At 66.7% G+C, this 21,620-nt stretch carries 19 protein-coding genes; 11 read left to right on the top strand and 8 right to left on the bottom strand.

Annotated features, from left to right (window positions below):
• Window positions 1-3: 3 nt before the first annotated feature.
• The 7 genes from ASE00_RS18120 to ASE00_RS18090 all read left to right on the top strand — a co-directional run bounded on the left by ASE00_RS18120 (window position 4) and on the right by ASE00_RS18090 (window position 7,637).
• The gene (locus ASE00_RS18120; RefSeq protein WP_414819864.1) at window positions 4-1,638 is read left to right on the top strand and encodes an NADH-quinone oxidoreductase subunit M; all 1,635 of its coding nucleotides are present in this window, start codon (window positions 4-6) and stop codon (window positions 1,636-1,638) included.
• On the top strand, window positions 1,638-3,077 hold the full coding sequence (gene nuoN / locus ASE00_RS18115) for an NADH-quinone oxidoreductase subunit NuoN (RefSeq protein ID WP_056382941.1): 1,440 nt from the start codon (window positions 1,638-1,640) through the stop codon (window positions 3,075-3,077). Before ASE00_RS18120 ends, nuoN begins: the two co-directional genes overlap by 1 nt.
• A 171-nt stretch (window positions 3,078-3,248) precedes the next feature.
• Complete coding sequence (locus tag ASE00_RS18110) at window positions 3,249-3,908, top strand: biotin--[acetyl-CoA-carboxylase] ligase (RefSeq protein ID WP_056383369.1); 660 nt, start codon at window positions 3,249-3,251, stop codon at window positions 3,906-3,908.
• Between the two features lie 30 nt (window positions 3,909-3,938).
• Window positions 3,939-4,721: a type III pantothenate kinase gene (locus ASE00_RS18105; protein WP_056382938.1), complete on the top strand. Its 783-nt coding sequence runs from the start codon at window positions 3,939-3,941 to the stop codon at window positions 4,719-4,721.
• 87 nt (window positions 4,722-4,808) lie between these two features.
• Window positions 4,809-6,389 carry a ribonuclease J gene (locus ASE00_RS18100; protein ID WP_056382937.1) on the top strand — a complete coding sequence of 527 codons (1,581 nt, stop codon included), beginning with the start codon at window positions 4,809-4,811 and terminating at the stop codon, window positions 6,387-6,389.
• Between the two features lie 10 nt (window positions 6,390-6,399).
• A complete protein-coding gene (locus ASE00_RS18095; RefSeq protein WP_056382934.1) occupies window positions 6,400-6,666 on the top strand; it encodes a DUF1467 family protein in 267 nt (88 codons plus the stop codon).
• 173 nt (window positions 6,667-6,839) lie between these two features.
• Window positions 6,840-7,637 (top strand): PEPxxWA-CTERM sorting domain-containing protein, encoded by a 798-nt coding sequence (locus tag ASE00_RS18090; protein ID WP_056382932.1) that lies wholly within the window; start codon window positions 6,840-6,842, stop codon window positions 7,635-7,637.
• A gap of 204 nt (window positions 7,638-7,841) precedes the next feature.
• On the opposite strand, the gene metW is transcribed toward ASE00_RS18090, so the two are convergent.
• Both metW and metX read right to left on the bottom strand, forming a co-directional pair.
• Window positions 7,842-8,429: a methionine biosynthesis protein MetW gene (gene metW / locus ASE00_RS18085; RefSeq protein WP_056382930.1), complete on the bottom strand. Its 588-nt coding sequence runs from the start codon at window positions 8,427-8,429 to the stop codon at window positions 7,842-7,844.
• Window positions 8,426-9,547 carry a homoserine O-acetyltransferase MetX gene (gene metX, locus ASE00_RS18080; protein WP_056382928.1) on the bottom strand — a complete coding sequence of 374 codons (1,122 nt, stop codon included), beginning with the start codon at window positions 9,545-9,547 and terminating at the stop codon, window positions 8,426-8,428. Before metX ends, metW begins: the two co-directional genes overlap by 4 nt.
• Before the next feature lie 87 nt (window positions 9,548-9,634).
• On the opposite strand from metX, the gene hisC reads away from it, so the two are divergent.
• Both hisC and ASE00_RS18070 read left to right on the top strand, forming a co-directional pair.
• Entirely contained in the window at window positions 9,635-10,738 is a 1,104-nt protein-coding gene (hisC, locus tag ASE00_RS18075; RefSeq protein ID WP_056382926.1) for a histidinol-phosphate transaminase, read from the top strand.
• Window positions 10,738-11,643 carry a prephenate/arogenate dehydrogenase family protein gene (locus ASE00_RS18070; RefSeq protein ID WP_056382924.1) on the top strand — a complete coding sequence of 302 codons (906 nt, stop codon included), beginning with the start codon at window positions 10,738-10,740 and terminating at the stop codon, window positions 11,641-11,643. Before hisC ends, ASE00_RS18070 begins: the two co-directional genes overlap by 1 nt.
• Before the next feature lie 132 nt (window positions 11,644-11,775).
• Here ASE00_RS18070 and dmpG read toward each other — a convergent pair whose 3' ends face one another.
• From dmpG to ASE00_RS18055, 3 genes are read right to left on the bottom strand one after another with little or no spacing between them, the layout of a single operon-like run.
• Entirely contained in the window at window positions 11,776-12,813 is a 1,038-nt protein-coding gene (gene dmpG / locus ASE00_RS18065; protein ID WP_056382922.1) for a 4-hydroxy-2-oxovalerate aldolase, read from the bottom strand.
• 17 nt (window positions 12,814-12,830) lie between these two features.
• A complete protein-coding gene (locus ASE00_RS18060; protein ID WP_056382920.1) occupies window positions 12,831-13,688 on the bottom strand; it encodes a fumarylacetoacetate hydrolase family protein in 858 nt (285 codons plus the stop codon).
• Entirely contained in the window at window positions 13,685-14,626 is a 942-nt protein-coding gene (locus ASE00_RS18055) for an acetaldehyde dehydrogenase (acetylating) (RefSeq protein ID WP_056382919.1), read from the bottom strand. Before ASE00_RS18055 ends, ASE00_RS18060 begins: the two co-directional genes overlap by 4 nt.
• A 106-nt stretch (window positions 14,627-14,732) precedes the next feature.
• Between ASE00_RS18055 and ASE00_RS18050 the strand changes: the two genes are divergently transcribed.
• The gene (locus ASE00_RS18050) at window positions 14,733-15,521 is read left to right on the top strand and encodes an IclR family transcriptional regulator (protein WP_082594836.1); all 789 of its coding nucleotides are present in this window, start codon (window positions 14,733-14,735) and stop codon (window positions 15,519-15,521) included.
• Between the two features lie 54 nt (window positions 15,522-15,575).
• On the opposite strand, the gene ASE00_RS18045 is transcribed toward ASE00_RS18050, so the two are convergent.
• Together ASE00_RS18045 and ASE00_RS18040 are read right to left on the bottom strand one after the other, a co-directional pair.
• On the bottom strand, window positions 15,576-17,849 hold the full coding sequence (locus ASE00_RS18045) for an NADP-dependent malic enzyme (RefSeq protein WP_056382914.1): 2,274 nt from the start codon (window positions 17,847-17,849) through the stop codon (window positions 15,576-15,578).
• 91 nt (window positions 17,850-17,940) lie between these two features.
• A complete protein-coding gene (locus ASE00_RS18040; RefSeq protein ID WP_056382912.1) occupies window positions 17,941-19,086 on the bottom strand; it encodes an aminotransferase class I/II-fold pyridoxal phosphate-dependent enzyme in 1,146 nt (381 codons plus the stop codon).
• Window positions 19,087-19,305: 219 nt separating this feature from the next.
• Here ASE00_RS18040 and ASE00_RS18035 point away from each other — a divergent pair, with 219 nt between their 5' ends.
• Window positions 19,306-20,574, top strand: coding sequence for an FAD-dependent oxidoreductase (locus ASE00_RS18035; protein ID WP_056382910.1), 1,269 nt, complete (start codon window positions 19,306-19,308; stop codon window positions 20,572-20,574).
• A gap of 91 nt (window positions 20,575-20,665) precedes the next feature.
• Here ASE00_RS18035 and ASE00_RS18030 read toward each other — a convergent pair whose 3' ends face one another.
• Window positions 20,666-21,568, bottom strand: coding sequence for a LysR family transcriptional regulator (locus ASE00_RS18030; RefSeq protein ID WP_268801363.1), 903 nt, complete (start codon window positions 21,566-21,568; stop codon window positions 20,666-20,668).
• Window positions 21,569-21,620 lie beyond the last annotated feature (52 nt).

The raw sequence follows: 21,620 nt of genomic DNA, 5'->3' as shown, positions 1-21,620 counted from the left end.
GCAATGGGCTTTCCGATCCTTACCGTGATGATCGCGCTGCCGCTGCTGGCGGCGCTGGCCAGCCTGTTCGCGGGAGCGAAGGGCGCGCGCTGGATCGCGCTGCTCGCGACCCTGCTCGATCTCGCGCTCGGCGTGCTGCTGTGGAATCGCTATGAGATCGGCGGCGCGCAGTGGCAGTTCGTCGAGCATGTCGACCTGTTCGGGCGCTTCGCCTGGGCGCTGGGCATCGACGGCATCGCGCTGCTGCTGATCGTGCTGTCGGTGTTCCTGATGCCGATCTGCATCGCCGCGTCCTGGGAGGCGATCGAGAAGCGCGTTCCCGAATATATGGCGGCGTTCCTGCTGATGGAGGCGCTGATGATCGGCGTCTTCGCGGCGCAGGATCTGTTCCTCTTCTACATATTCTTCGAGGCCGGCCTGATCCCGATGTACCTGATCATCGGCATCTGGGGGGGCGCGGACCGGATCTACGCCAGCTATAAATTCTTCCTCTACACGCTGCTCGGATCGGTGCTGATGCTGATCGCGATGCTGTGGATGGCGAACGAGGCCGGGTCGACCGACATTCCGACGTTGATGGCCTATGACTTCCCGGCACAGGCGCAGACCTGGCTGTTCCTCGCCTTCTTCGCGAGCTTCGCGGTGAAGATGCCGATGTGGCCGGTCCATACCTGGCTGCCCGACGCGCACGTTCAGGCGCCCACCGCGGGCTCGGTGATCCTGGCGGGCGTGCTGCTGAAGATGGGCGGCTACGGTTTCATCCGCTTCTCGCTGCCGATGTTCCCGATCGCCTCGGCCGAGCTGATGTGGCTGGTGATGGGCCTGTCGATGGTCGCGGTGGTCGTCACCTCGCTGATCGCGCTGGTCCAGGAGGACATGAAGAAGCTGATCGCCTATTCGTCGGTCGCGCACATGGCCTTCGTGACGATCGGCCTGTTCGCCTTCAACCGCCAGGGGATCGAAGGCGCGCTGATGGTGATGCTGGGCCATGGCCTCGTCTCGGGCGCGCTGTTCCTGTGCGTCGGCGTGATCTACGACCGGCTGCACACGCGTGAGATCGCCCGCTATGGCGGTCTGTCGAACAACATGCCCAAATATGCGATGCTGTTCCTGCTGTTCACCATGGCCTCTGTCGGCCTGCCCGGCACCAGCAATTTCGTCGGCGAGTTCCTGTCGCTGGTCGGTGCCTATGAGGCGTCGAGCTGGGTCGCGCTGGTCGCGACCACCGGCATCATCACCGGCGCGGCCTATATGCTCTATCTCTACGCCCGGGTCTGCTATGGCGCATCGCGCAACGCCGATGCGGCGGCGATGCCCGATCTGACGCCGCGCGAACTGGCGCTGCTCGTGCCGATTGCGGCGGGCGTGCTGTGGATGGGTGTGTATCCCGAAAGTTTCCTGGCGCCGATGCGCAACGATGTCGGCGCGATCCTCGCCCGGCTCGCGCCCAACGCGCCACAGGGCGACGCCAAGGTCTCGGAAGTAGGCATCAGGTTTAAAGACAAGCTTCTTTATGCCGACGGCAGCACCACCGTTGATGGAAAGATGCAGCCCCCAAGCGAGGCAGTCGCGGCAAAGCCAGGATCGGTGCTGGGTCTACTGCAATCCCATGAATCCAGCGCGGAGGCGCACCACTGATGTCGATGACCGCTTCCCTCGCGCTCACCATGCCCGAGCTGATCCTGTCGATCGGCGCGATGGCGCTCCTCATGGTCGCGGCCTTTGGCGGCGACGGCCTCGCCCGCGCGATCGGCTGGGGTGCGGTCGCGCTGTTCGCCGCGGCGGGCTTCGCGCTGCTCGGCCCGGCCGGCAATGGTGGCCCGGGCTTCGACGGCCTCTATATCGCCGACAATTTCGGCTCCTTCGCCAAGCTGCTCATCTATATCGCCGCGGCGGTATCGGTGATCATCGCGCCGGGCTTCTTCGCCCGCGCGGGTGCTCTGCGCGCGGAATATCCGATCCTGATCCTCTTTTCCGCGGTCGGCATGGGGATGATGGTGTCGGCGGGCGACCTGCTCACCCTCTATGTCGGGCTCGAGCTGCAGTCGCTGTCGGCCTATGTGCTCGCCAGCTTCATGCGCCGCGACAGCCGCTCGGCCGAAGCGGGCCTCAAATATTTCGTCCTCGGCGCGCTCGCCTCGGGCATCCTGCTCTACGGCATCTCGCTGCTCTACGGTTTCACCGGCACGACGATGTTCGCAGGCATTTCGGACTCGCTCGCCAAGGGCATCACGACCGGCCAGCTGTTCGGCATGGTGTTCATCCTCGCGGGTCTCGCCTTCAAGATATCGGCGGTGCCGTTCCACATGTGGACCCCCGACGTCTATGAAGGCGCGCCGACCCCCGTCACCGCCTTCTTCGCCTCGGCCCCCAAGGTGGCGGGCATGGCGCTCCTGATGCGCGTCTCGGTCGATGCGCTGGGGTCTGGCACCGATGCTTGGCGGCAGATCGTGATCTTCTCGGCGCTCGCCTCGACGATCCTCGGCGGCGTCGCCGCGATCGGCCAGTCGAACATCAAGCGGCTGCTCGCCTATTCGTCGATCAACAATGTCGGCTTCGCGCTGTTCGGCCTCGCCGCCGGAACGCCCGAGGGCGTCGCCGCGACGATGACCTATATGGCCGTCTATGTCGCGATGACGCTGGGCAGCTTCCTGTGCGTGCTGCAGATGCGCGACGCGAGCGGCGAGCCGGTCGAGACGATCGCGAGCCTGTCGGGCCTGTCGCGCAGCCGCCCGGGTCTGGCCGCGGCGCTGGCGATCTTCATGTTCAGCCTTGCCGGCATCCCGCCGCTGTTCGGCTTCTGGCCGAAATTCCTGGTGTTCGACGCGCTCGTCCGCAACGGCTTCTGGCCGCTGGCAATGGTCGGCATCGCGACATCGGTGATCGGCGCCTTCTATTATCTGAAGATCGTCAAGACGATGTATTTCGACGATCCCGCCCCCGAATATGCTCCGGCCGCGTCCAAGCTCGAAGGCGGGCTGATCACGCTGTCGGCGCTGGCGGTCTCGCCGCTCGGCTATCTCGCCATCCCGCTGCTCGATGTCGCCAGCATGAATGCGGCGCGGTCTTTGTTCTAGGTTCGACGATATCCCGACCGTCATGCTGAACTTGTTTCAGCATCCACTCCTCCACAAGAGCATGTCCCAAGATCCGGGGTGGATCCTGAAACAAGTTCAGGATGACGGTTGAAGGAGAAACGGTTGAGCCCGATCCGCCACGTTGCCAGCACCGCGTCGACCAATGACGACATGGCGGCGCTCGCGCGCGACGGCGTGGCCGAGGGGACATGGCTGCGCGCCGACCGGCAAGAAGGCGGGCGCGGGCGGCAGGGGCGGGCCTGGGTGTCGCCGCCGGGCAATCTCTATGCATCGACGCTGGTGCGCCGGATGGCCGGCGATCCGCCCGCGCCCAGCCTCGCGCTGGTTGCCGCGGTGGCGCTCGACGCGCTGCTCCAGGGCTGGCTCGGCGCCGACCGGTTGATGATCAAATGGCCCAACGACCTGCTCGTCGACGGCGCGAAGATTTCGGGGATATTGCTCGAAGGCGTCGACGATGCGGTGGTCGTCGGGATCGGCGTCAATCTGGCGCATCATCCCGCGAATATCGATCGCCTGGCGACCAGCCTCGCCGCGCTCGGCCTGTCCGCGCCGGATCCGGGCGATTTCGCCGAGGAACTGGCGGCGAGTTTCGCCGCCTGGCTGGCGCGCTGGCGCGGCGAAGGGCTGGGGGTGGTGCTGGCGCGCTGGCAGGCGCGGGCGCATCCCGTCGGCACCGCGCTGAGCGTGCGCGCGCCCGAAGGCGTGCTCGACGGACTCTATGACGGGCTCGACGGTACGGGCGCGCTTCGTCTCAAGACCGCCGATGGCCGTCTCCATCTTGTGCACGCAGGCGATGTTTTCCTGCTATAGCGCGCGCGACTGAACGGGAATCGACCGACCATGCTGCTTGCGATCGACGCAGGGAATACCAATATCGTGTTCGCGCTAGTGGATGGCGGCGCGATCAAGACGCGTTGGCGGATCGCCACCGACGCGCGCCGCACCGCCGACGAATATGCTGTCTGGCTGCACCAGCTGCTGCTGCTCGAAGGCTATGATCGCAAGGATGTCGACGCGGTGATCATCGCCACCGTGGTTCCACGCGCGCTTCATAATCTGGAGGTGCTCGCGTCGAAATATTTCGGGGTCGAGGCTCTGGTTGCCGGGCGCGCGCCGGTCGAATGGGGGATCACCCTCGACGTCGACGAGCCGCGCAGCGTAGGCGCGGATCGCGCGGTCAACGTGATCGCGGCGCACAAGCTCTATCCCGGCGACCTGATCGTGATCGACTTCGGCACTGCGACGACCTTCGACGTGGTCGACTATTCGGGGGCCTATAAGGGCGGGATCATCGCCCCGGGAATCAACCTGTCGCTCGACGCGCTGGTTGCAGCGGCGGCAAAACTGCCCCGTATCGCGATCGAAGCACCCGAGAGCGGCAGCGTCGTCGGACGGACCACGCAGGACCAGATGCTAATCGGCATCTATTTCGGCTATGTCGCGATGATCGAAGGACTGGTCGCGCGGATGAAGGCCGAGGTCGGCCGCCCCGTGAAGGTGGTCGCCACCGGGGGCCTCGCGACATTGTTCGAACGCCATAGCGACGCATTCGACGCCATCGAACCCGATCTGACGATCCAGGGGCTCGGCATTCTCTATCGCCGCCACGAGGGCGCGAAGTAAGAATATAGAATTAGGACAAATAAATACGTGACAAAACCTGGTAACGAACTCCTCTTCCTGGCGCTTGGCGGCTCCGGGGAGATCGGGATGAACGTCAATCTCTACGGCACCCAGGGCAAATGGGTGATGGTCGATCTCGGCCTGACCTTCGCTGATCCCGGCTATCCCGGGGTCGAACTGATCCTGCCCGATCTCGCCTTTATCGAGGAACGCGCCGACGATCTCCTCGGCATCGTGCTGACCCATGGCCATGAGGATCATATCGGCGCGATCCCCTATCTCGCTGGTGACCTCGGCGTGCCGCTCTACGCGACGCCATTCACCGCCGAGCTGATCCGCCTCAAGCTCGAGGAAGAGGGCATCGCCGACAAGGTCGAGCTCAACATCATCGACAATGAGGGCAGCTTCCAGCTCGGCCCGTTCGGCTTCACCTATGTGCCGCTCGCGCATTCGATTCCCGAGGGCAATGCGCTGCTGATCGAGACGCCCTATGGTAACATCTTCCACACCGGCGATTGGAAGATTGACGAACAGCCTCTGCTTGGGGTGCCCTCCACCGCCGAGGAGCTGACCGCAATCGGCGACAAAGGCGTCCTCGCGCTGGTCTGCGATTCCACCAATGTGTTCAATGAAGAGGCCTCGGGCTCCGAAGCTGATGTCCGCCGCGGGCTGGACGAAGTGATCGGAGCGTGCGAGGCGCGCGTGCTGGTGACGACCTTCGCGTCGAACGCGGCGCGCCTCCAAACGCTCGGCGAGGTGGCGAAGGACACGGGGCGCAAGCTGTGCGTCGCGGGCCGCTCGCTCGACCGGATCATCCGCGTCGCCAAGGCGAGCGGCTATCTGAAGGATTTCCCGCCGACGATCGACGTAGACGAGGCGATGAAGCTGCCCCGCCGCGAGGTGATGATCATCGCCACCGGCGGGCAGGGGGAGGCGCGCGCCGCGCTGTCGCGCATCGCCTTCGACAGCCATCCGATCAAGCTGTCGGACGGCGACACCGTCGTCTTCTCGTCGAAGCAGATTCCTGGCAACGAGCTGGCGATCGGCCGTATCCAGAACGCGCTTGCCGCCAAGGGGATCGAGATGGTCACCGAGCGTCAGGCCGAGGTCCATGTCTCGGGCCATCCCGGGCGGCCCGACCTCAAGGCGATGTATGGCTGGATCCGGCCCGACACGATCCTGCCGGTCCATGGCGAGTTGCGCCACATGGCCGAGCAGGCGCGCTTCGCCAAGGGGCTGGGCGTGCCGCATGGCATCGTCCAGACCAACGGCACGGTGGTGCGTCTGGCCCCTGACGGGCCGCGCGCGATCGGCCATGAACGGGTCGGCCGCCTCGTGCTCGATGGTGACGTGATCCTGCCTGCCGATGGTACGACGATCAACGAACGCCGCCGTGCCGCGCAATATGGCGTGATCGGCGTCACCGTGGCGATCGACGGCAAGGGCCAGCTGCGTGGCGAGCCCGCGATCCTGCTCCAGGGCCTGCCGGTCGAGGAGGATCGCGAGGATTTCCTCGACGAAGCGCGCGACGCCGCGGCCGATGCGGTTGCCAAGGGCGGAAAGGATCAGACGAAGCTGCGCGAATCGATCCGCCTCGCCGTGCGCCGTCGCGCCACTGCCTGGACAGGCAAGAAGCCGGTGGTCGACGTGTCGATCATCCGGATTTGAGGACGCGCCGATGAAACTCACTTCGATGATCGCGATCTACTTGCTGTTCTGGTGGGGCTGCCTTTTTCTTGTGCTGCCCTTCCGTCTGCGGAGCAGCGCCGAGCCTGACGTGCATGTTCCTGGCCAGGCGGAAAGCGCGCCGCCGCGCTTCTCCGTGGGGCGGACGATGCTGTGGACGACGATCGTCTCGGCGGCGGTGTTCGCGATCTTTTATGTGAATTACGTCAACGGCTGGGTGACGGTCGACGCTTTCGACCTGACCCGGCTGCGGGGTTAGAAACGCGCGAATAGTGTCGGAAAAAATTACAACGGTCGGCGGCACAGAGTTGGGCGATCGTCGGAAATTGCGAAAATCGCCATCTGGCCCAAGTCTTGCTTAACATCTTTCCGGTACAGTGGCCTGTCGGCCGGCGGTTCAGGGGGAGCCGCAGACTGTGTTGGGGATATGCAATGTTCAATCTGACGAAGGGCCTTATCCGGGCCGCATTGATCGCGATGGCCGCCTGGTCTTCGACCGGCGCGACGGCGGCGACCATCATCGGCACGCTGAACAGCGTCGGATCGGGCGATACGATCACGCTGCATGCGGTGCGGCCTAACGGCAGCTCCTTCGCGGCGCAGGTGCTGAACGGCATGTCCACCTTCACCCAGACCGGCGGCACGTCGACGATCGATCTTGTCGGCCCGACCGCGACCACCTTCTTCGCCTTTTGCGTCGAACCCTATGAAGACGCTGCGCTGAACGCGAGCTACAGCTTCACCGTCGACCCGGTGGCCCAGGCCGCCAAGAGCAGCATCGCGGGCGGAATCGGCGCGGCCAAGGCGCTGCAGATCGCCCAGCTGTTCGGGAATTACGCGCCCGACCTGTCCGCGCCGATGACCGCGATCCAGGCTTCGGCGCTGCAGGTCGCGCTGTGGGAGATCGTCAGCGAACTGCCGACCAATCCGTTCAGCGTGACCGCCGGCAATACCTATTTCAGCACCCCCGGAGGCGCGAACACGACGCAGGTGATGGACCTGGCGCAGAGCTATCTCAACTATGTCAGCACTGCCGGGTCCTCCGCGCCGCAGGCGCAGGGGCTGACCGCGCTTACCGTCAACGGCAACCAGGACTTCATCGGACAGGTGGTCAGCACCGCGCCCGAGCCGGCGACCTGGATGATGCTGATCCTGGGCTTTGGGTTGGTGGGCCATATGCTGCGGAACCGGCGGGGCAGCCCGTCGGGGGACCGGCTGGCGCAGGCCTGATCGCCACCCCTGCGATGCAGCCGGAGACGTCCCCTGCATAAGAGATCGTCAGCGCGTCGGCGTCGCCATCGCGCGCATGATCCGCTGATTGGCCTCCGGAGGCCTTTGCAAATGCCGGATTGACCCAAAGGCCGTCGGTGGTGGGAGTCCAGGACGGTGGGACAGCATGAGGATCCTCCTCACCGTCGCCAGGGAGGATTTATTCTACCGCCGCAACAAGAACACCGCATGTTCGGCACGCAGATTTGCGGCGGCATCGCCGCAGCGTCGGGCGCCGGTCAGGAACCAGGCCTGTTCCACCGTGATGCCGCGTTCCTTAACGAAGGCGCGGAAATCGTCGATCGTCAGCTGGTGGATGTTCTGGGTCGCGTACCAGCTCACCGGCAAGGCCGCCGTCACCGGCATCCGTCCGCCCCAGGCGAGGCTGAGCCGCACCCGCCAATAGGCGAAGTTGGGAAAGGACACGAAGGCGTGGCGGCCGATCCGCATCAGTTCGGTCAGCACCTGATCGGGCGCGCGGGCGGTCTGCAGCGTCTGGCTGAGGATCGCATAGTCGAAGGCGTTGTCGGGATAGTTGACCAGATCGGTGTCGGCATCACCCTGCACCACCGACAGGCCGCGCCCCACCGCCAGGCTGACATTGGCCGGATCGATCTCGATCCCCCGCGCGTCGCAACCCTTGCCGCGCAGCACGTCCATCAGCTCGCCGTCGCCGCAGCCGACGTCGAGCACGCGCGACCCTTGCACGACATGGTCGGCGATGATCGCGAGATCGGGACGCAATTCGCTCATGCGTTTTCTCCCGCGCGCAGGAAGCCGTCGACGACGCGGTTGAGCTCGGGCACGTCGAGCAGGAAAGCATCATGACCGAAGGGCGATGACAGTTCGACGAAGCTGACCGGCGCGCCCGCGGCGTTGAGCGCGTGGACGATCGCGCGCGATTCGGCGGTCGGGTAGAGCCAGTCGGTGTCGAAGCTGACCAGGCAGAAGCGCGTCGCCTTGTTGAAGGCGTTGGCGAGCAGCCCGCCATGCTCCTCGGCGAGGTCGAAATAGTCCATCGCGCGGGTGATGTAGAGATAGGAGTTGGCGTCGAACCGGTCGACGAAGCTGATCCCCTGATGGCGCAGATAGCTCTCGATCTGGAAATCGGCGTCGAAGCCGAAGCTTTTGGCATTCCTTTTCTGGAGGCGGCGGCCGAATTTCTCGGTCAGCCCCGCTTCGGACAGATAGGTGATGTGCGCCGCCATCCGCGCGACGGCGAGGCCAGCGGCGGGGGGATCGTTGGTCGCGTAATAGTCGCCGCCATTCCATTTCGGATCGGCCATGATCGCCTGGCGGCCGACCTCATGGAAGGCGATGTTCTGCGCCGAATGCCGCGCCGCCGTCGCGATCGCCACCGCCGAGCGGACACGATCGGGATAGGTCGCCGCCCATTCGAGCACCTGCATTCCCCCCATCGACCCGCCGACGACCGCGCTGAGCGTGCCGACGCCGAGATGGTCGAGCAGCATCGCCTGCGCGCGGACCATGTCGCGAATGGTGATCACCGGGAAGCGCATCGCATAGGGCGCGCTGCTCTTCGGATCGATCGTGGCCGGGCCCGAGCTGCCGAGGCAGCTGCCCAGTACATTGGCGCAGACGATGAAGTGCCGGGCCGGATCGATCGGCTTGCCGGCGCCGACCATGCGGGTCCACCAGCCCGGCTTGCCGGTCCGCGGGTGGGTCGAGGCGACATGCTGGTCGCCGGTCAGGGCGTGGCAGATCAGGATCGCGTTCGATCCGTCGGCGTTCAGCGCTCCATAGGTCTCATAGGCGATCTCGACCGGCCCCAGCCGCGCGCCGCCGTCCAGCCGCAGCGGGCCGGGAAGCGAAACGGTGCGGGCAAGGCCAAAGAGGCTGTCGTCGGTCATCGCGGTGCGGAATAGGGCTTGCGCGGGCCGCCCGCAATGGCGGCGTAATGTTGCAGCGAAGCAGCATCCCCCCTAAAGCGCTCGCCCATGACGAAGACGCTTGCCCCTAAGCCCTGGATCGACGCGATCGCCCCCTATGTGCCGGGGCGGTCGACGACCGATGACGGCCGCAAGGTCGCCAAGCTGTCGTCGAACGAGAATCCGCTCGGCACCAGCGAAGCGGCGCGTGCCGCCTTCGCCAAAGGCGCGCTGTCGCTCGACCGCTACCCCGACGCCTCCGCGGCGGCGCTTCGCGAGGCGATTGCGGCGGCCAACGGGCTCGATCCGGCGCGGGTCATCTATGGCACCGGATCGGACGAGATCCTCCACCTCGCCGCCGGGGCCTATGCCGGGCTGGGCGACGAGGTGTTGTTCGTGCGCTACGGCTTCTCGGTATATCCGATCGCGGCCGAGCGCGTCGGCGCCACCCCGGTGGTCGCGCCCGACCGCGACTATGCCACCGACATCGACGCGCTGATCGCCGCCATCACCCCGAAGACGCGGGTGATCTTCGTCGCCAATCCGAACAATCCGACCGGCACCTATTCGCCCGCCGCTGACATCGCGCGCCTTCACGCCGCGACCCCGGCCGATTGCCTGCTGGTGATCGATCAGGCCTATGCCGAATATCTCGAGCCCGCCGATGACGACGGCGCCTTCGCGCTGGCGCAGAGTGCGCCGAACGTTCTCGTTACCCGCACCTTCTCGAAGATCTTCGGTCTGGCCGCCGAGCGGATCGGCTGGGGCTATGCGAGCGCCCCGGTGATCGAGGCGCTTCACAAGATCCGCGCGCCGTTCAACATCACCACCGCCGGGCAGCTGGCGGCAATCGCCGCGCTCGGCGACACCGGCTTCGTCGAGAGCAGCCGCGCGCATAATCTGAAATGGCGCGCCTGGTTCGAGGGCGAGATCGCCAGCCTGGGCAATAAGGGCCTGCGCGCGGTGCCGAGCAAGGCCAATTTCTCGCTGGTGCTGTTCGAAGGCGCGCTGACCGCCGAGGCTGCCTATCATGGCCTGATGGACGCCGGCTATATCGTCCGTTGGCTGCCGGGGCAGGGCCTGCCCCAGGCCTTGCGCATCACCATCGGCACCGAGGCGGAGATCACGGGCCTGACCGCGAGCTTGCGCAAGCTGGTCGAGGCGGCGGGCTGATGCTGCCCTTCGCCCGCGTCACCATCATCGGGCTGGGGCTGATCGGCTCCTCGATCGCGCGCGCGGTTCAGGCGACGATGCCCACGGTGCGGCTGACCGGCCATGATGCAGATCCGCAGGTGCGCGAGCGCGTTCGCCAGCTCGGCTTCGTCGACGATGTCACCGACACCGCGGGGGCCGCGGTGACCGACGCCGATTTCGTCATCCTGTGCGTGCCGGTCGGCGCGATGGGCGCGGTCGGTGCGGAGATCGCCGCCGACCTGCCCGCCGACGCGATCGTCAGCGACGTTGGGTCATCGAAGGCGAGCGTGCTCGCGGCGCTGGGCGAGGCGCTGCCGGGTGTGACCGTGATCCCCGCTCACCCGGTTGCGGGTACCGAGAAGAGCGGCCCCGATGCGGGCTTCGCGACGCTGTTCCAGGGGCGCTGGTGCATCGTCACCCCGCCCGAGGGCGCCGATCCGGCGGCGGCGCAGCGGGTGGCGAGCTTCTGGGAACGGCTGGGCGCCAATGTCGAAACGATGGACCCCAAGCATCACGATCTGGTGCTCGCGGTCACCAGCCATCTGCCGCACCTGATCGCCTACACCATCGTCGGCACCGCGTCCGACATGGAGGAGGTTACCCAGAGCGAGGTGATCAAATATTCGGCGGGCGGCTTCCGCGACTTCACCCGCATAGCCGCGTCGGACCCGACGATGTGGCGCGACGTCTTCCTCAACAACAAGGAAGCGGTGCTGGAAATGCTCCAGCGCTTCAGCGAGGACCTGACCGCGCTCCAGCGCGCGATCCGCTGGGGTGATGGCGACGCGCTGTTCGACCTGTTCACCCGCACCCGCGCGGTCCGCCGTTCGATCATCGAGCAGGGCCAGGATGATGCGGCGCCCGACTTCGGGCGGAGTCATTAGTTGATCCGCTCGCGCGGATAGGCGGTTCCGGCCCGCTCCCCCGCCCAACCTCCCGATCCAGGATATGATATCGGAGGTTGGGCGGGGGAGCGGGCCGGAACCGCATGTTTCAGCAAAGCTGAAACACAAACATTACACCCCTTCCTTCTGCGCCTTCACCATGTCGAGCGCGACGTCGACGATCATGTCTTCCTGGCCACCGACCATCTTGCGCCGCCCGAGCTCGGCCAGGATCGCGCGGGTGTCGAGGCCATGTTCGGCGGCGGCCTTTTCGGCGTGGCGGAGGAAGGATGAATAGACCCCGGCATAGCCGAGCGTCAGCGTCTCGCGGTCGACGCGGACCGGGCGGTCCTGCAGCGGGCGGACCAGCTCCTCGGCGGCGTCCATCAGCGCATAGAGATCGCAGCCATGGTTCCAGCCATGGACGTCCGCGGCGGCGATGAAGACTTCGAGCGGGGCGTTGCCCGCGCCCGCGCCCATGCCGGCGAGGCTCGCGTCGACGCGGACGACGCCGTTCTGGACCGCGACGATCGAATTGGCGACGCCGAGCGAGAGATTGTGGTGGGCGTGGACGCCGCGCTGGGTCTCGGGCTTGAGCACGCGGTCATAGGCCTGGCAGCGGGCGGCATAACCGTCCATCGTCAGCGCGCCGCCGCTGTCGGTGACATAGACGCAATGCGCGCCATAGCTTTCCATCAGCTTGGCCTGCTGGGCGAGCGCGTCGGGCTCGGACATATGGCTCATCATCAGGAAGCCCGACACGTCCATGCCGAGATTGCGGGCAGCTTCGATATGCTGCTTGGAAACGTCGGCCTCGGTGCAATGGGTGGCGATGCGAACCGAGCGGACGCCGAGGTCATAGGCATGCTTGAGGTCATGGACCGTGCCGATGCCCGGCAGGAGCAGCGTGGTGAGCACGCTATGCTCGAGCACATCGGCGACCGCCTCGATCCACTCCCAGTCGGTGTGCGCGCCGAAGCCATAGTTGAAGCTCGAGCCCTGCAGGCCGTCGCCATGCGCGACCTCGATCGCATCGACCTTGGCGCGGTCGAGCGCCTTGGCGATCGCCTGGACATGGTCGAGGCCATATTGGTGACGGATGGCATGCATGCCGTCGCGCAGCGTTACGTCCTGGATGTAGAGCTTGTTCTTGGTGGGGTCGAAAGCCATGGCGGTCACTCCTGCCGTCAAAGGGGTGCGATCACGCGCTGGCGCTGTTCGCCAAGGCCCGTGATGCTGAGGGTCATTTCATCGCCGATCGATAGCCAGCGTTGCGGCTTCATGCCGAGGCCGACGCCAGCGGGCGTGCCGGTGCAGATCACGTCGCCCGGCTCGAGCGTCATGAACCGGCTGACATAGGCGACGATGGTGGGGACATCGAAGATCATCGATGCGGTGTTGCCGGTCTGCCGCCGCTCGCCCGAGACGTCGAGCGTCATGTCGAGCGCGTTCGCCTCGCGCAGTTCGTCCCCAAGGTCGTCGGGCGTCACCAGCCAGGGGCCGATCGGGCCGAAGCCGTCATGGCCCTTGCCCTTGTCCCAGGTGCCGCCGCGCTCGATCTGGTCGAAGCGTTCGGAGATGTCGTTGACGATCGCATAGCCCGCGACATGCGCCATCGCGTCGGCGCGCTCGACATAGCGGGCGCGGGTGCCGATCACGACGCCGAGCTCGATCTCCCAGTCCATCTTGGTCGATCCGCGCGGCATCGGCACGTCGTCGTCGGGCCCGGCGATGCAGCTGGTCGCCTTCATGAACACCACCGGCTCGGCGGGAACCGGATTGCCCGATTCCTCGGCATGATCGCGATAGTTGAGCCCGATCGCGATGAACTTGCCGATGCCCGCGACCGGCGGGCCATAGCGCACCGGCCCTTCGACCAGCGGCAGCGCCGCGACGTCAAGCGCCGCCAGTGCAGCGAGACCGTCGGGGCTCAGCACCGCGCCGCTTATGTCGCTGACGACGCCGTCGAGCGAACGCAGCCGCCCGTCGCCGTCGACGAGCGCAGGCCGCTCGGCGCCCTTGCTGCCGATCCGCGCGAGCTTCACGCCGCCACCTTCTCCTGATCGCGCAACGCGATCTTCTCGGCGGTCTTGAAGGCGGCCGACGTCATGATGTCGAGATTGCCGGCATAGGCGGGCAGATAATGCGCCGCGCCCTCGACCTCGAGGAAGACGGTGACCTTCAGGCCCGTGAACTCGCCGCCCATTTCGGGGATGCGCAGCGGACGGTTCGACCCGATATGCTCGAACTGCACCGCTTGCTTGAGGCGATAGCCGGGGACGTAACTCTGGACCTCGCGCACCATGTCCTCGACCGATTTGGCGATCGCTTCCTGGTCGCCGTCGTCCGTCAGGCAATAGACGGTGTCGCGCATGATCAATGGCGGCTCGGCGGGATTGAGGATGATGATCGCCTTGCCGCGATCCGCGCCGCCGACATCGACGATCGCCTGGCTGGTCGTCTCGGTGAACTCGTCGATATTGGCGCGGGTGCCGGGGCCCGCCGACTTGGACGAGATCGACGCGACGATCTCGCCATAGCGGACCTTGGCGACGCGGTTCACCGCCGCGACGATCGGGATCGTCGCCTGGCCGCCGCAGGTCACCATGTTGACATTGGGCGCGTCGAGATTGGCGTCGCCATTGACCGGCGGGATGGTGAAGGGGCCGATCGCGGCGGGGGTGAGGTCGATCACCCGCTTGCCATGCGCCAGCAGGACTTCGCTATGCCGGTGGTGCGCGCCCGCCGAGGTCGCGTCGAAGACGATGCCGATATCCTTGAACTCGGGCATGGCGAGCAGGCCGTCGAGACCCTCCGCCGTGGTCGGCACGCCGAGCCGCGCCGCGCGCTTCAGCCCGTCCGATTCGGGGTCGATGCCGACGAACGCGCCCATCTCCAGCACATCCGACAGCCGCATGATCTTGATCATGAGATCGGTACCGATGTTGCCCGATCCGATGATCGCCACTTTCACCTTGCTCACGACATGCTCTCCATCAAATAGGCCATCGTCCTGACCCGGGATTGGCGACAATCTATCCCAGGCCGGCCGACTTCCCGAATCGGCGAGCCCGGGATATTTCCACTGGATGAAAATAAATGGACAGTTGCCCCCTGATGGCGGTGCGCAAGGTTCGACGCGGCTGGTCGATCGCATGCTCGACATATTGGAGGCGGTGCGCGGCGGAGCCATTTGCTCGATGCCAGAGATCGCCGAGCGGTGCGGGCTGCCGGTGGCGACGGTCCATCGCCTGATCCAGTCGCTCGCCGCGCGCGGCTATCTCGTCGCCTATCGGCGCGGCGCCTTCGGGTTGGGGCCTGCCGCGCTCGCGCTGGGGGCGGGGCTGTCGCTGCACGAGATGCTCCACCGGGCGAGTCTGGATGAACTCAAGGCGCTCAGCCGCCGTTGCAAGGCGCACGCGCATCTCGGCATCTTCGAGAATGACATGGTCACCTATCTGACCAAGGTCCGCTATGGCCGGGGCAGGACCCCGTCGTCGGAAGGCGCCCAGCTAGAGGCCTATTGCTCGGGGATCGGAAAGATGCTGCTGGCCGACCTCGAGCCTGCCGAGCTGGACCGCTATATGGGCCAGGGCGCGTTCGTGCCGCTGACCGCGAACACCATCACCGATCCGGCGGTGCTGCTCGCCCAGCTCGACCGCATCCGCGTGCAGGGCTGGGCGACCGACGTCGAGGAGGTGATGCCAAACCTCAGCTGCATCGCGGTGCCGCTGCGCGACAGGGACGGCAGGGGGATCGCCGCGTTGTCGGTCAGCTTCTCGGGAGCGGGAATCGGGGAGGACGCGCTGACTCCCGCGCTGCCCGAACTGCGAGCGGCGGGCGCGCGGATCGCGGCCAGGCTGTTCGGGGCGGAGTAGCGCTCGTTCGCCAGGCTCAGTCCCTCCTCAGGATGAGCGGGCAGTTGCTTATCGTTATCGCCCATTCCGCTGCGCAGCCTCGGCGGCGGCGATCGCGGTCAGGTTGAGGATGCCGCGCGCGGTGACGCCCGGGGTCAGGACGTGGATCGGCTTCGACAGGCCCATCAGCATCGGCCCGACGGTCGGCGAACTCGACGACGCGGCGAGCGCGGTCAGGGTGATGTTGGCGGCATCGAGATTGGGCATGACCAGCAGATTCGCCGATCCCTCGAAGCGGCTGTCGGGAACCAGCCGCTCGCGCAGCCGCTGCGACAGCGCCACGTCGGCGTGCATTTCGCCGTCGACGAGCAGTTCGGGGGCCTTCGCCCGCACCAGTGCGGCGGCGGCGCGCATCTTGCGCGCGCTCGGGCTGTTCGACGCCCCGAAATTCGAATGAGACAGCAGGCCGATGCGCGGCTCCTGCCCGAACTGCCGCATCTCGGCGGCGGCTAGGATCGTCGCCTCGGCGATCTGCTCGGGGGTCGGGTCGGGGACCATATGGCTGTCGGTGATGAACAGCGCGCCGGCTTCGAGGATCAGTCCGGACAGCGCATAGACGCGGCTGATGCCCGGCGCGCGATCGATGATCCGCAGGACATGCTTCATCTGCCCCCAATATTCGGAATTGCCGCCGACCACCGCGGCGTCGACATGGCCGGTCCGCAACAGCATCGCGGCAGTGACGGTGGGGCGGCGATAGACGTGGCGGACGATCTCCGCCGCGGGCACGCCCTTGCGCGCGGCGATCGCCTGATAGGCTTCGACCAGCGGGGCGAGCAGCGCGTGATCGGTTTCGGGATCGATCACCTCGATATCCTTGTCGATGTCGAAGCGCAGATCGAGCGCGGGAAGGCGATCCGCCAGGATACGGCGGCGCGCGACGATCACCGGCTGGACGATGCCCTCGTCGAGCGCGTCCTGGATCGCGCGGAGGACGCGCTCGTCCTCGCCCTCGCCATAGACGATCCGGGTGCGCGAATGGCGCACCGCCTCGAACACCGGCATCATCAACTGGGTCGAGCGGGTGTTCGCCTGTTCGAGCTCGCGGCGATAGGCGGGGATTTCGCGCGGGCGGCGGGCGACCCCGCTGTCGATCGCGGCCTTGGCCACGGCGGGCGCGATCTCGACGATCAGCCGGGGGTCGAAGGGAGTCGGGATGATATAGTCGGGGCCGAACACCAGCTTGCGGCCGCCATAGGCCTGGGCGACGCTGTCATGCGCGGGAAGACGGGCGAGCGAGGCGATCGCCTCGGCGGCGGCGACTTTCATCGCCTCGTTGATCGCGGTCGCGCCGACATCGAGCGCGCCGCGGAAGATATAGGGGAAGCACAGAACGTTGTTGACCTGATTCGGATAGTCCGAACGTCCGGTCGCGACGATCGCGTCGGGGCGAGCGGCGCGGGCGACCTCGGGCAATATCTCCGGCTCCGGATTGGCGAGCGCGAAGATCAGCGGCTTGTCGGCGAGCAGCGGCAGCCATTCGGGCTTGAGCACCCCCGGCGCCGATAGGCCGAGGAAGACGCTGGCCCCCGGCAGCACCTCGGGCAGGGTGCGGGCGTTGGTGTCGCGGGCATAGCGCGCCATGTTCGGCGCCATGCCGGTGCGCCCGCTATGGACGACGCCGTCCTTGTCGGTGAGCGTCACATTGTCCGGCCGGAGCCCCATCGAGACGAGAAGATCGACGCAGGCGAGCGCCGCCGCGCCCGCGCCCGAGGTCACCAGCCGCGCATCGGCCAGGGTGCGGCCCTGCAGCACCAGCGCATTGCGCACCGCCGCCGCGACGACGATGGCGGTGCCATGCTGGTCGTCGTGGAAGACGGGGATGTTCATCCGCGCCTTGAGCGCGGCCTCGATCGCGAAGCATTCGGGGGCCTTGATGTCCTCGAGGTTGATGCCGCCGAAGGTCGGTTCGAGATGCGCGACCACCTCGACGAATTTCTCGGGATCGGTGGTGTCGACCTCAATGTCGAACACATCGATCCCGGCGAATTTGCGGAACAGGACCGCCTTGCCCTCCATTACTGGCTTTGACGCCAGCGCGCCGATCGCGCCAAGGCCGAGGACGGCGGTGCCGTTGGTGATCACCGCAACCAGATTGCCGCGCGCGGTATAGTCGAGCGCCTTGTCGGGATCGGCGGCGATTTCCTCGCACGGGGCGGCGACGCCCGGCGAATAGGCGAGCGCGAGGTCGCGCTGGTTGATCATCCGCTTGGTCGGCTCGATCCGCATCTTTCCGGGCTGCGGAAAGCGGTGATAGTCGAGCGCGGCGCGGCGCAGCGTGTCGTCCATGGCGATACCTGTCAAAGCAAGGGACGGCCCCGGACGGGACCGGACTGCCTCCTATTATGCTATCGTCGCGGGGGGAAGCGTCTTGCGCGGCTCAGGGCGCTGCCATGTGCTGCCGCTCGGCGAACCAGGGCGTGATCCGGCGCAAGGCTTCCGCGACCAGCTCGGTCGAGACCGCGAAGCTGAAGCGGATATAGCCCTGCCCGTCGACGGGATCGAAATCGATCCCCGGCGCGATCGCGACCCCGGTGTCGAGCAGCAGCTGCTTGCAGAAGGCCATGCTGTCGCCGGTCAGATGACGGACATCGGCATAGATGTAGAAGGCGCCGTCGGGCGGCGCGATACTGCCCAGGCCGAGCGCGGGCAGCGCATCGAGCAGCATCCGGCGGTTGCGCGCATAGCTCTGGACATGGCGTTCGAGCTCGTCGCGGCTGTCGAAGGCGATGAGCCCGGCATGCTGGGCGAGCGAGGGCGGGGTCAGGAAGAGATTGCCCATCCGCGCGCGCGCCACGTCGATCAGCTCTGGCGGGACCAGCAGCCAGCCGAGCCGCCAGCCCGCCATGCTGAAATATTTGGAGAAGCTGTTGACGATCAGCGCGCGGGGCGCGTCCTCGATCATCGATCGCGCGCGGCCTTCATAGCAGAGGCCGTGGTATATCTCGTCGGAGACGATGCGGATGTTGCGGGCGCTACAGACCTCGGCGATCGCGCGCATCTCGTCGGGCGGGATGATCGTGCCGGTCGGGTTGGCGGGCGAGGCGATGATCACCCCTTGCGGCGCGGGGTCGATCGCGGCGAGCGCCGCCGCAGTGATCTGGAACCGATCCTCGGGCCCGCAGGCCAGCTCGACCGGATCGAGATAGAGCGCCTTCAGCGTATTGCGATAGGCGACATAGCCCGGCCGGGCGAAGGCGACGCGCGCGCCGGGCTCGAACAGGCAGGACAGCGCCAGCACCAGCGCCGGGGACGCGCCGCAGGTCAGGATGATCTGCTCGGGATCGACCGTTACGCCATAGGTTTCGAGATAATGGCGCGCGATCCGCTGCTTGAGCGGGACGCTTTCCCAGTAACCCATCGCGTCATTGTCGAGCACGTCATGCGCGGCGGCGATGGCGGCGGCGGGGGCGCCGGTCGACGGCTGGCCGAACTCCATATGGATGATCGACCGCCCCTCGCTGCGCAGCTGATGGGCGAGCCGGCTGATCGCGATGGCGTGGAAAGGCTCGACCTGCGCGACCATGGCTTGTGAAAACTCCCTGACCCGGCGCGGATCGGCCGGGTGCGCGCATTTGCCGAGTGAGGACCGCTTCCGTCAAGCGAGCATGGGATCAGCGGGAAAGCGGGTAAGTGCTCGTCGGGGCACAAGCAACCGAGCCGATCCGTGCCATACCCATCGCCGCCCGTGCCTTACCCCGAAACCGCCTTGTTGGCCGTGGGGGCCGCAAATATTCCTTTCGCGATGGCAGATCGGGTGAACAAGGGCGGCGGACGGCCGGAAGCATCGCTTTCGCGACGCCATATTCTCAAGGGGCTGGCGACGGCGGGCGCACTGGCCGGCGCCGCCGCCACGCCGGTGCGAGCGGCAAAGCCCGGCGGTTGGGACGTCATCGTCGTCGGTGCGGGCGTGTTCGGCGCGTGGACGGCGTGGACCCTGCAGCAGCGTGGCCAGAAGGTGTTGCTGGTCGATGCCTGGGGCGCCGGCCATGTGCGCGGCTCCTCGGGCGGGGAGACGCGGCTGATCCGCACCGAATATGCCGGCAACGAGCTCTATACACGCTGGGCCTGGCAATCGCTCGCCGAGTGGCATGCGCTGGGGCGGCGGCACGACATCCCGATCTTTCAGGAGGTCGGCGCGCTCTATCTCTATCCGCAGGACAGCGCCAGGATCGACGGGAGCATCGCGCTCCAGCGCTCGCTTGGTATCCCCATCGAAAAGCTGGACGCCGCCGGCATGGCCGCGCGCTGGCCGCAGCTCGGCCTGGACGGTGTGAGCGTCGGGGTGCTGCAGCCGACGATGGGTGCGCTGATGGCCCGGCGCAGCGTCCAGCTGCTCGTAGCCGACTTTCTCGAGGCGGGCGGCAGCTTCCGCAGCTTCGCTGCGGCGCCGCCGATGTCCGGCCGCGACACGTTGGAGGCGATCAGCGGCGCCGATGGCGAGACGCTGCGCGCGGAACGCTTCGTCTTCGCCTGCGGGCCGTGGCTTCCCAAGCTGTTCCCCGACGTCGTCGGCGCGCGGATCGTGCCGACGCGGCAGGAGGTCTTCTATTTCGCGCCCGAGGCTGGCGATACCCGCTTCGCCGCGCCGCACATGCCCGCCTGGGTCGATGCCGGGGATCCCGACCTCCATTATGGCTTTCCCGACATCGAATCGCGCGGCTTCAAGATCGCTCTCGATCGCCATGGGCCGAAATATGATCCCGACACGGCCGACCGGCGGATCACCGACCAGGGGCTGACCGACGTCCGCGCCTATCTCGCCCGGCGTTTCCCGGCGCTGGCGAAGCGGCCCCTCGCAGCGTCGGAGGTCTGCCAATATGAGAATAGCGACAACGGCCATCTGCTGATCGACCGGCATCCCGCCTGGGCGAACACATGGCTGGCGGGCGGCGGCAGCGGCCATGGTTTCAAACATGGCCCGGCGGTGGGCCGCTATCTCGCCGATCTCGCCTTCGGCACCGGCACGGCGGTGCCCGATCTCATGCTGGCGGCGCACAAGGCGCACGGCTGACGCATAGAGGCTTCCAGGGGCATCGCCGGGATGCCCGAGATGCGGTGGGTCAAGGAAGGGGTGGACGGACCTCTGCCGAGCGCCGTCCGGATCAGCCGGACCGGGCGGTCTGAAGATCGGTGCAGATCTCGCGCAGGAGATGGGTTCCGGCCGTCTGATCCGAGACGCGCCAGCTCAGGATGATCGGGGAGACGGCGTCCGCTTCCACGATGGGCCGATAGACGATGTCGTCGCGCCGCAGGCGCTGAATGGCGTTCGGCACCACCGATATGCCCGATTGGGCCGCGACGAGCCCGAGCGCGGTCTGGAGCTCCCGGACCTCGCTGATGGCGCGGGGCGTGGCGCCATGCTGGCGGAACAGAGCGAGCACCTGGTCGGCATAGCTGGGGCGCGGTTCGCTGGGGTAAAGGATCAGCGTGTCGTCGAGCAGCGCCTGTAGCGAGACCGGCGCCGAATCCCGCGCCAGGGGATGTTCTGCCGGCAGCGCGACGACCAGCGGCTCGCGCTGGATGATCAGCCGGCCGATCGCCGCGTCGTCGAAGACCAGCCGGCCGATGCCGGCATCGATCCGCCCGTCGTTCAGCGCCTTCATCTGCGCCAGCGTGTTCATTTCGACCAGATCGACGTCGAGTTCGGGCGCACGCGCACGGAAAGACCGGATCATGGCGGGCACCGGCCCGTAGATCGTGGAGCCGACGAACCCGATAACGAAGCGCCGCCGCTGATGTTCGGTAAAGCGCTTCATCGCCTGTTTGAGACGGTCGGCGCTGTTGAGCGTGTCCTGGGCATGTTCGAGCAGGAGGCGGCCCGCATCGGTCAAAGCGACCGGGCGGCTGTTGCGGACGAACAAGGTCGCGCCAAGCTCTTCCTCGAGCTCGCGTATCTGCCGGCTCAACGGCGGCTGGGCCATGCCGAGCCGGTCCGCCGCACGCGTGAAATTGCGTTCGGTGGCGACCGTCATGAAATAGCGCAAGTGCCGTAAGTCCACATCCATACTCGTAGGGTATGGAAACAGACCAATCAAGTCTTTGTATTCTGCTCCAAGG

It is taken from the genome of Sphingomonas sp. Root710 (assembly GCF_001429065.1).
In the GTDB taxonomy this organism is placed as follows: domain Bacteria; phylum Pseudomonadota; class Alphaproteobacteria; order Sphingomonadales; family Sphingomonadaceae; genus Rhizorhabdus.
Note: the sequence above shows the minus strand (reverse complement) of the source record. Positions and strands in the feature narration are given on the sequence as shown.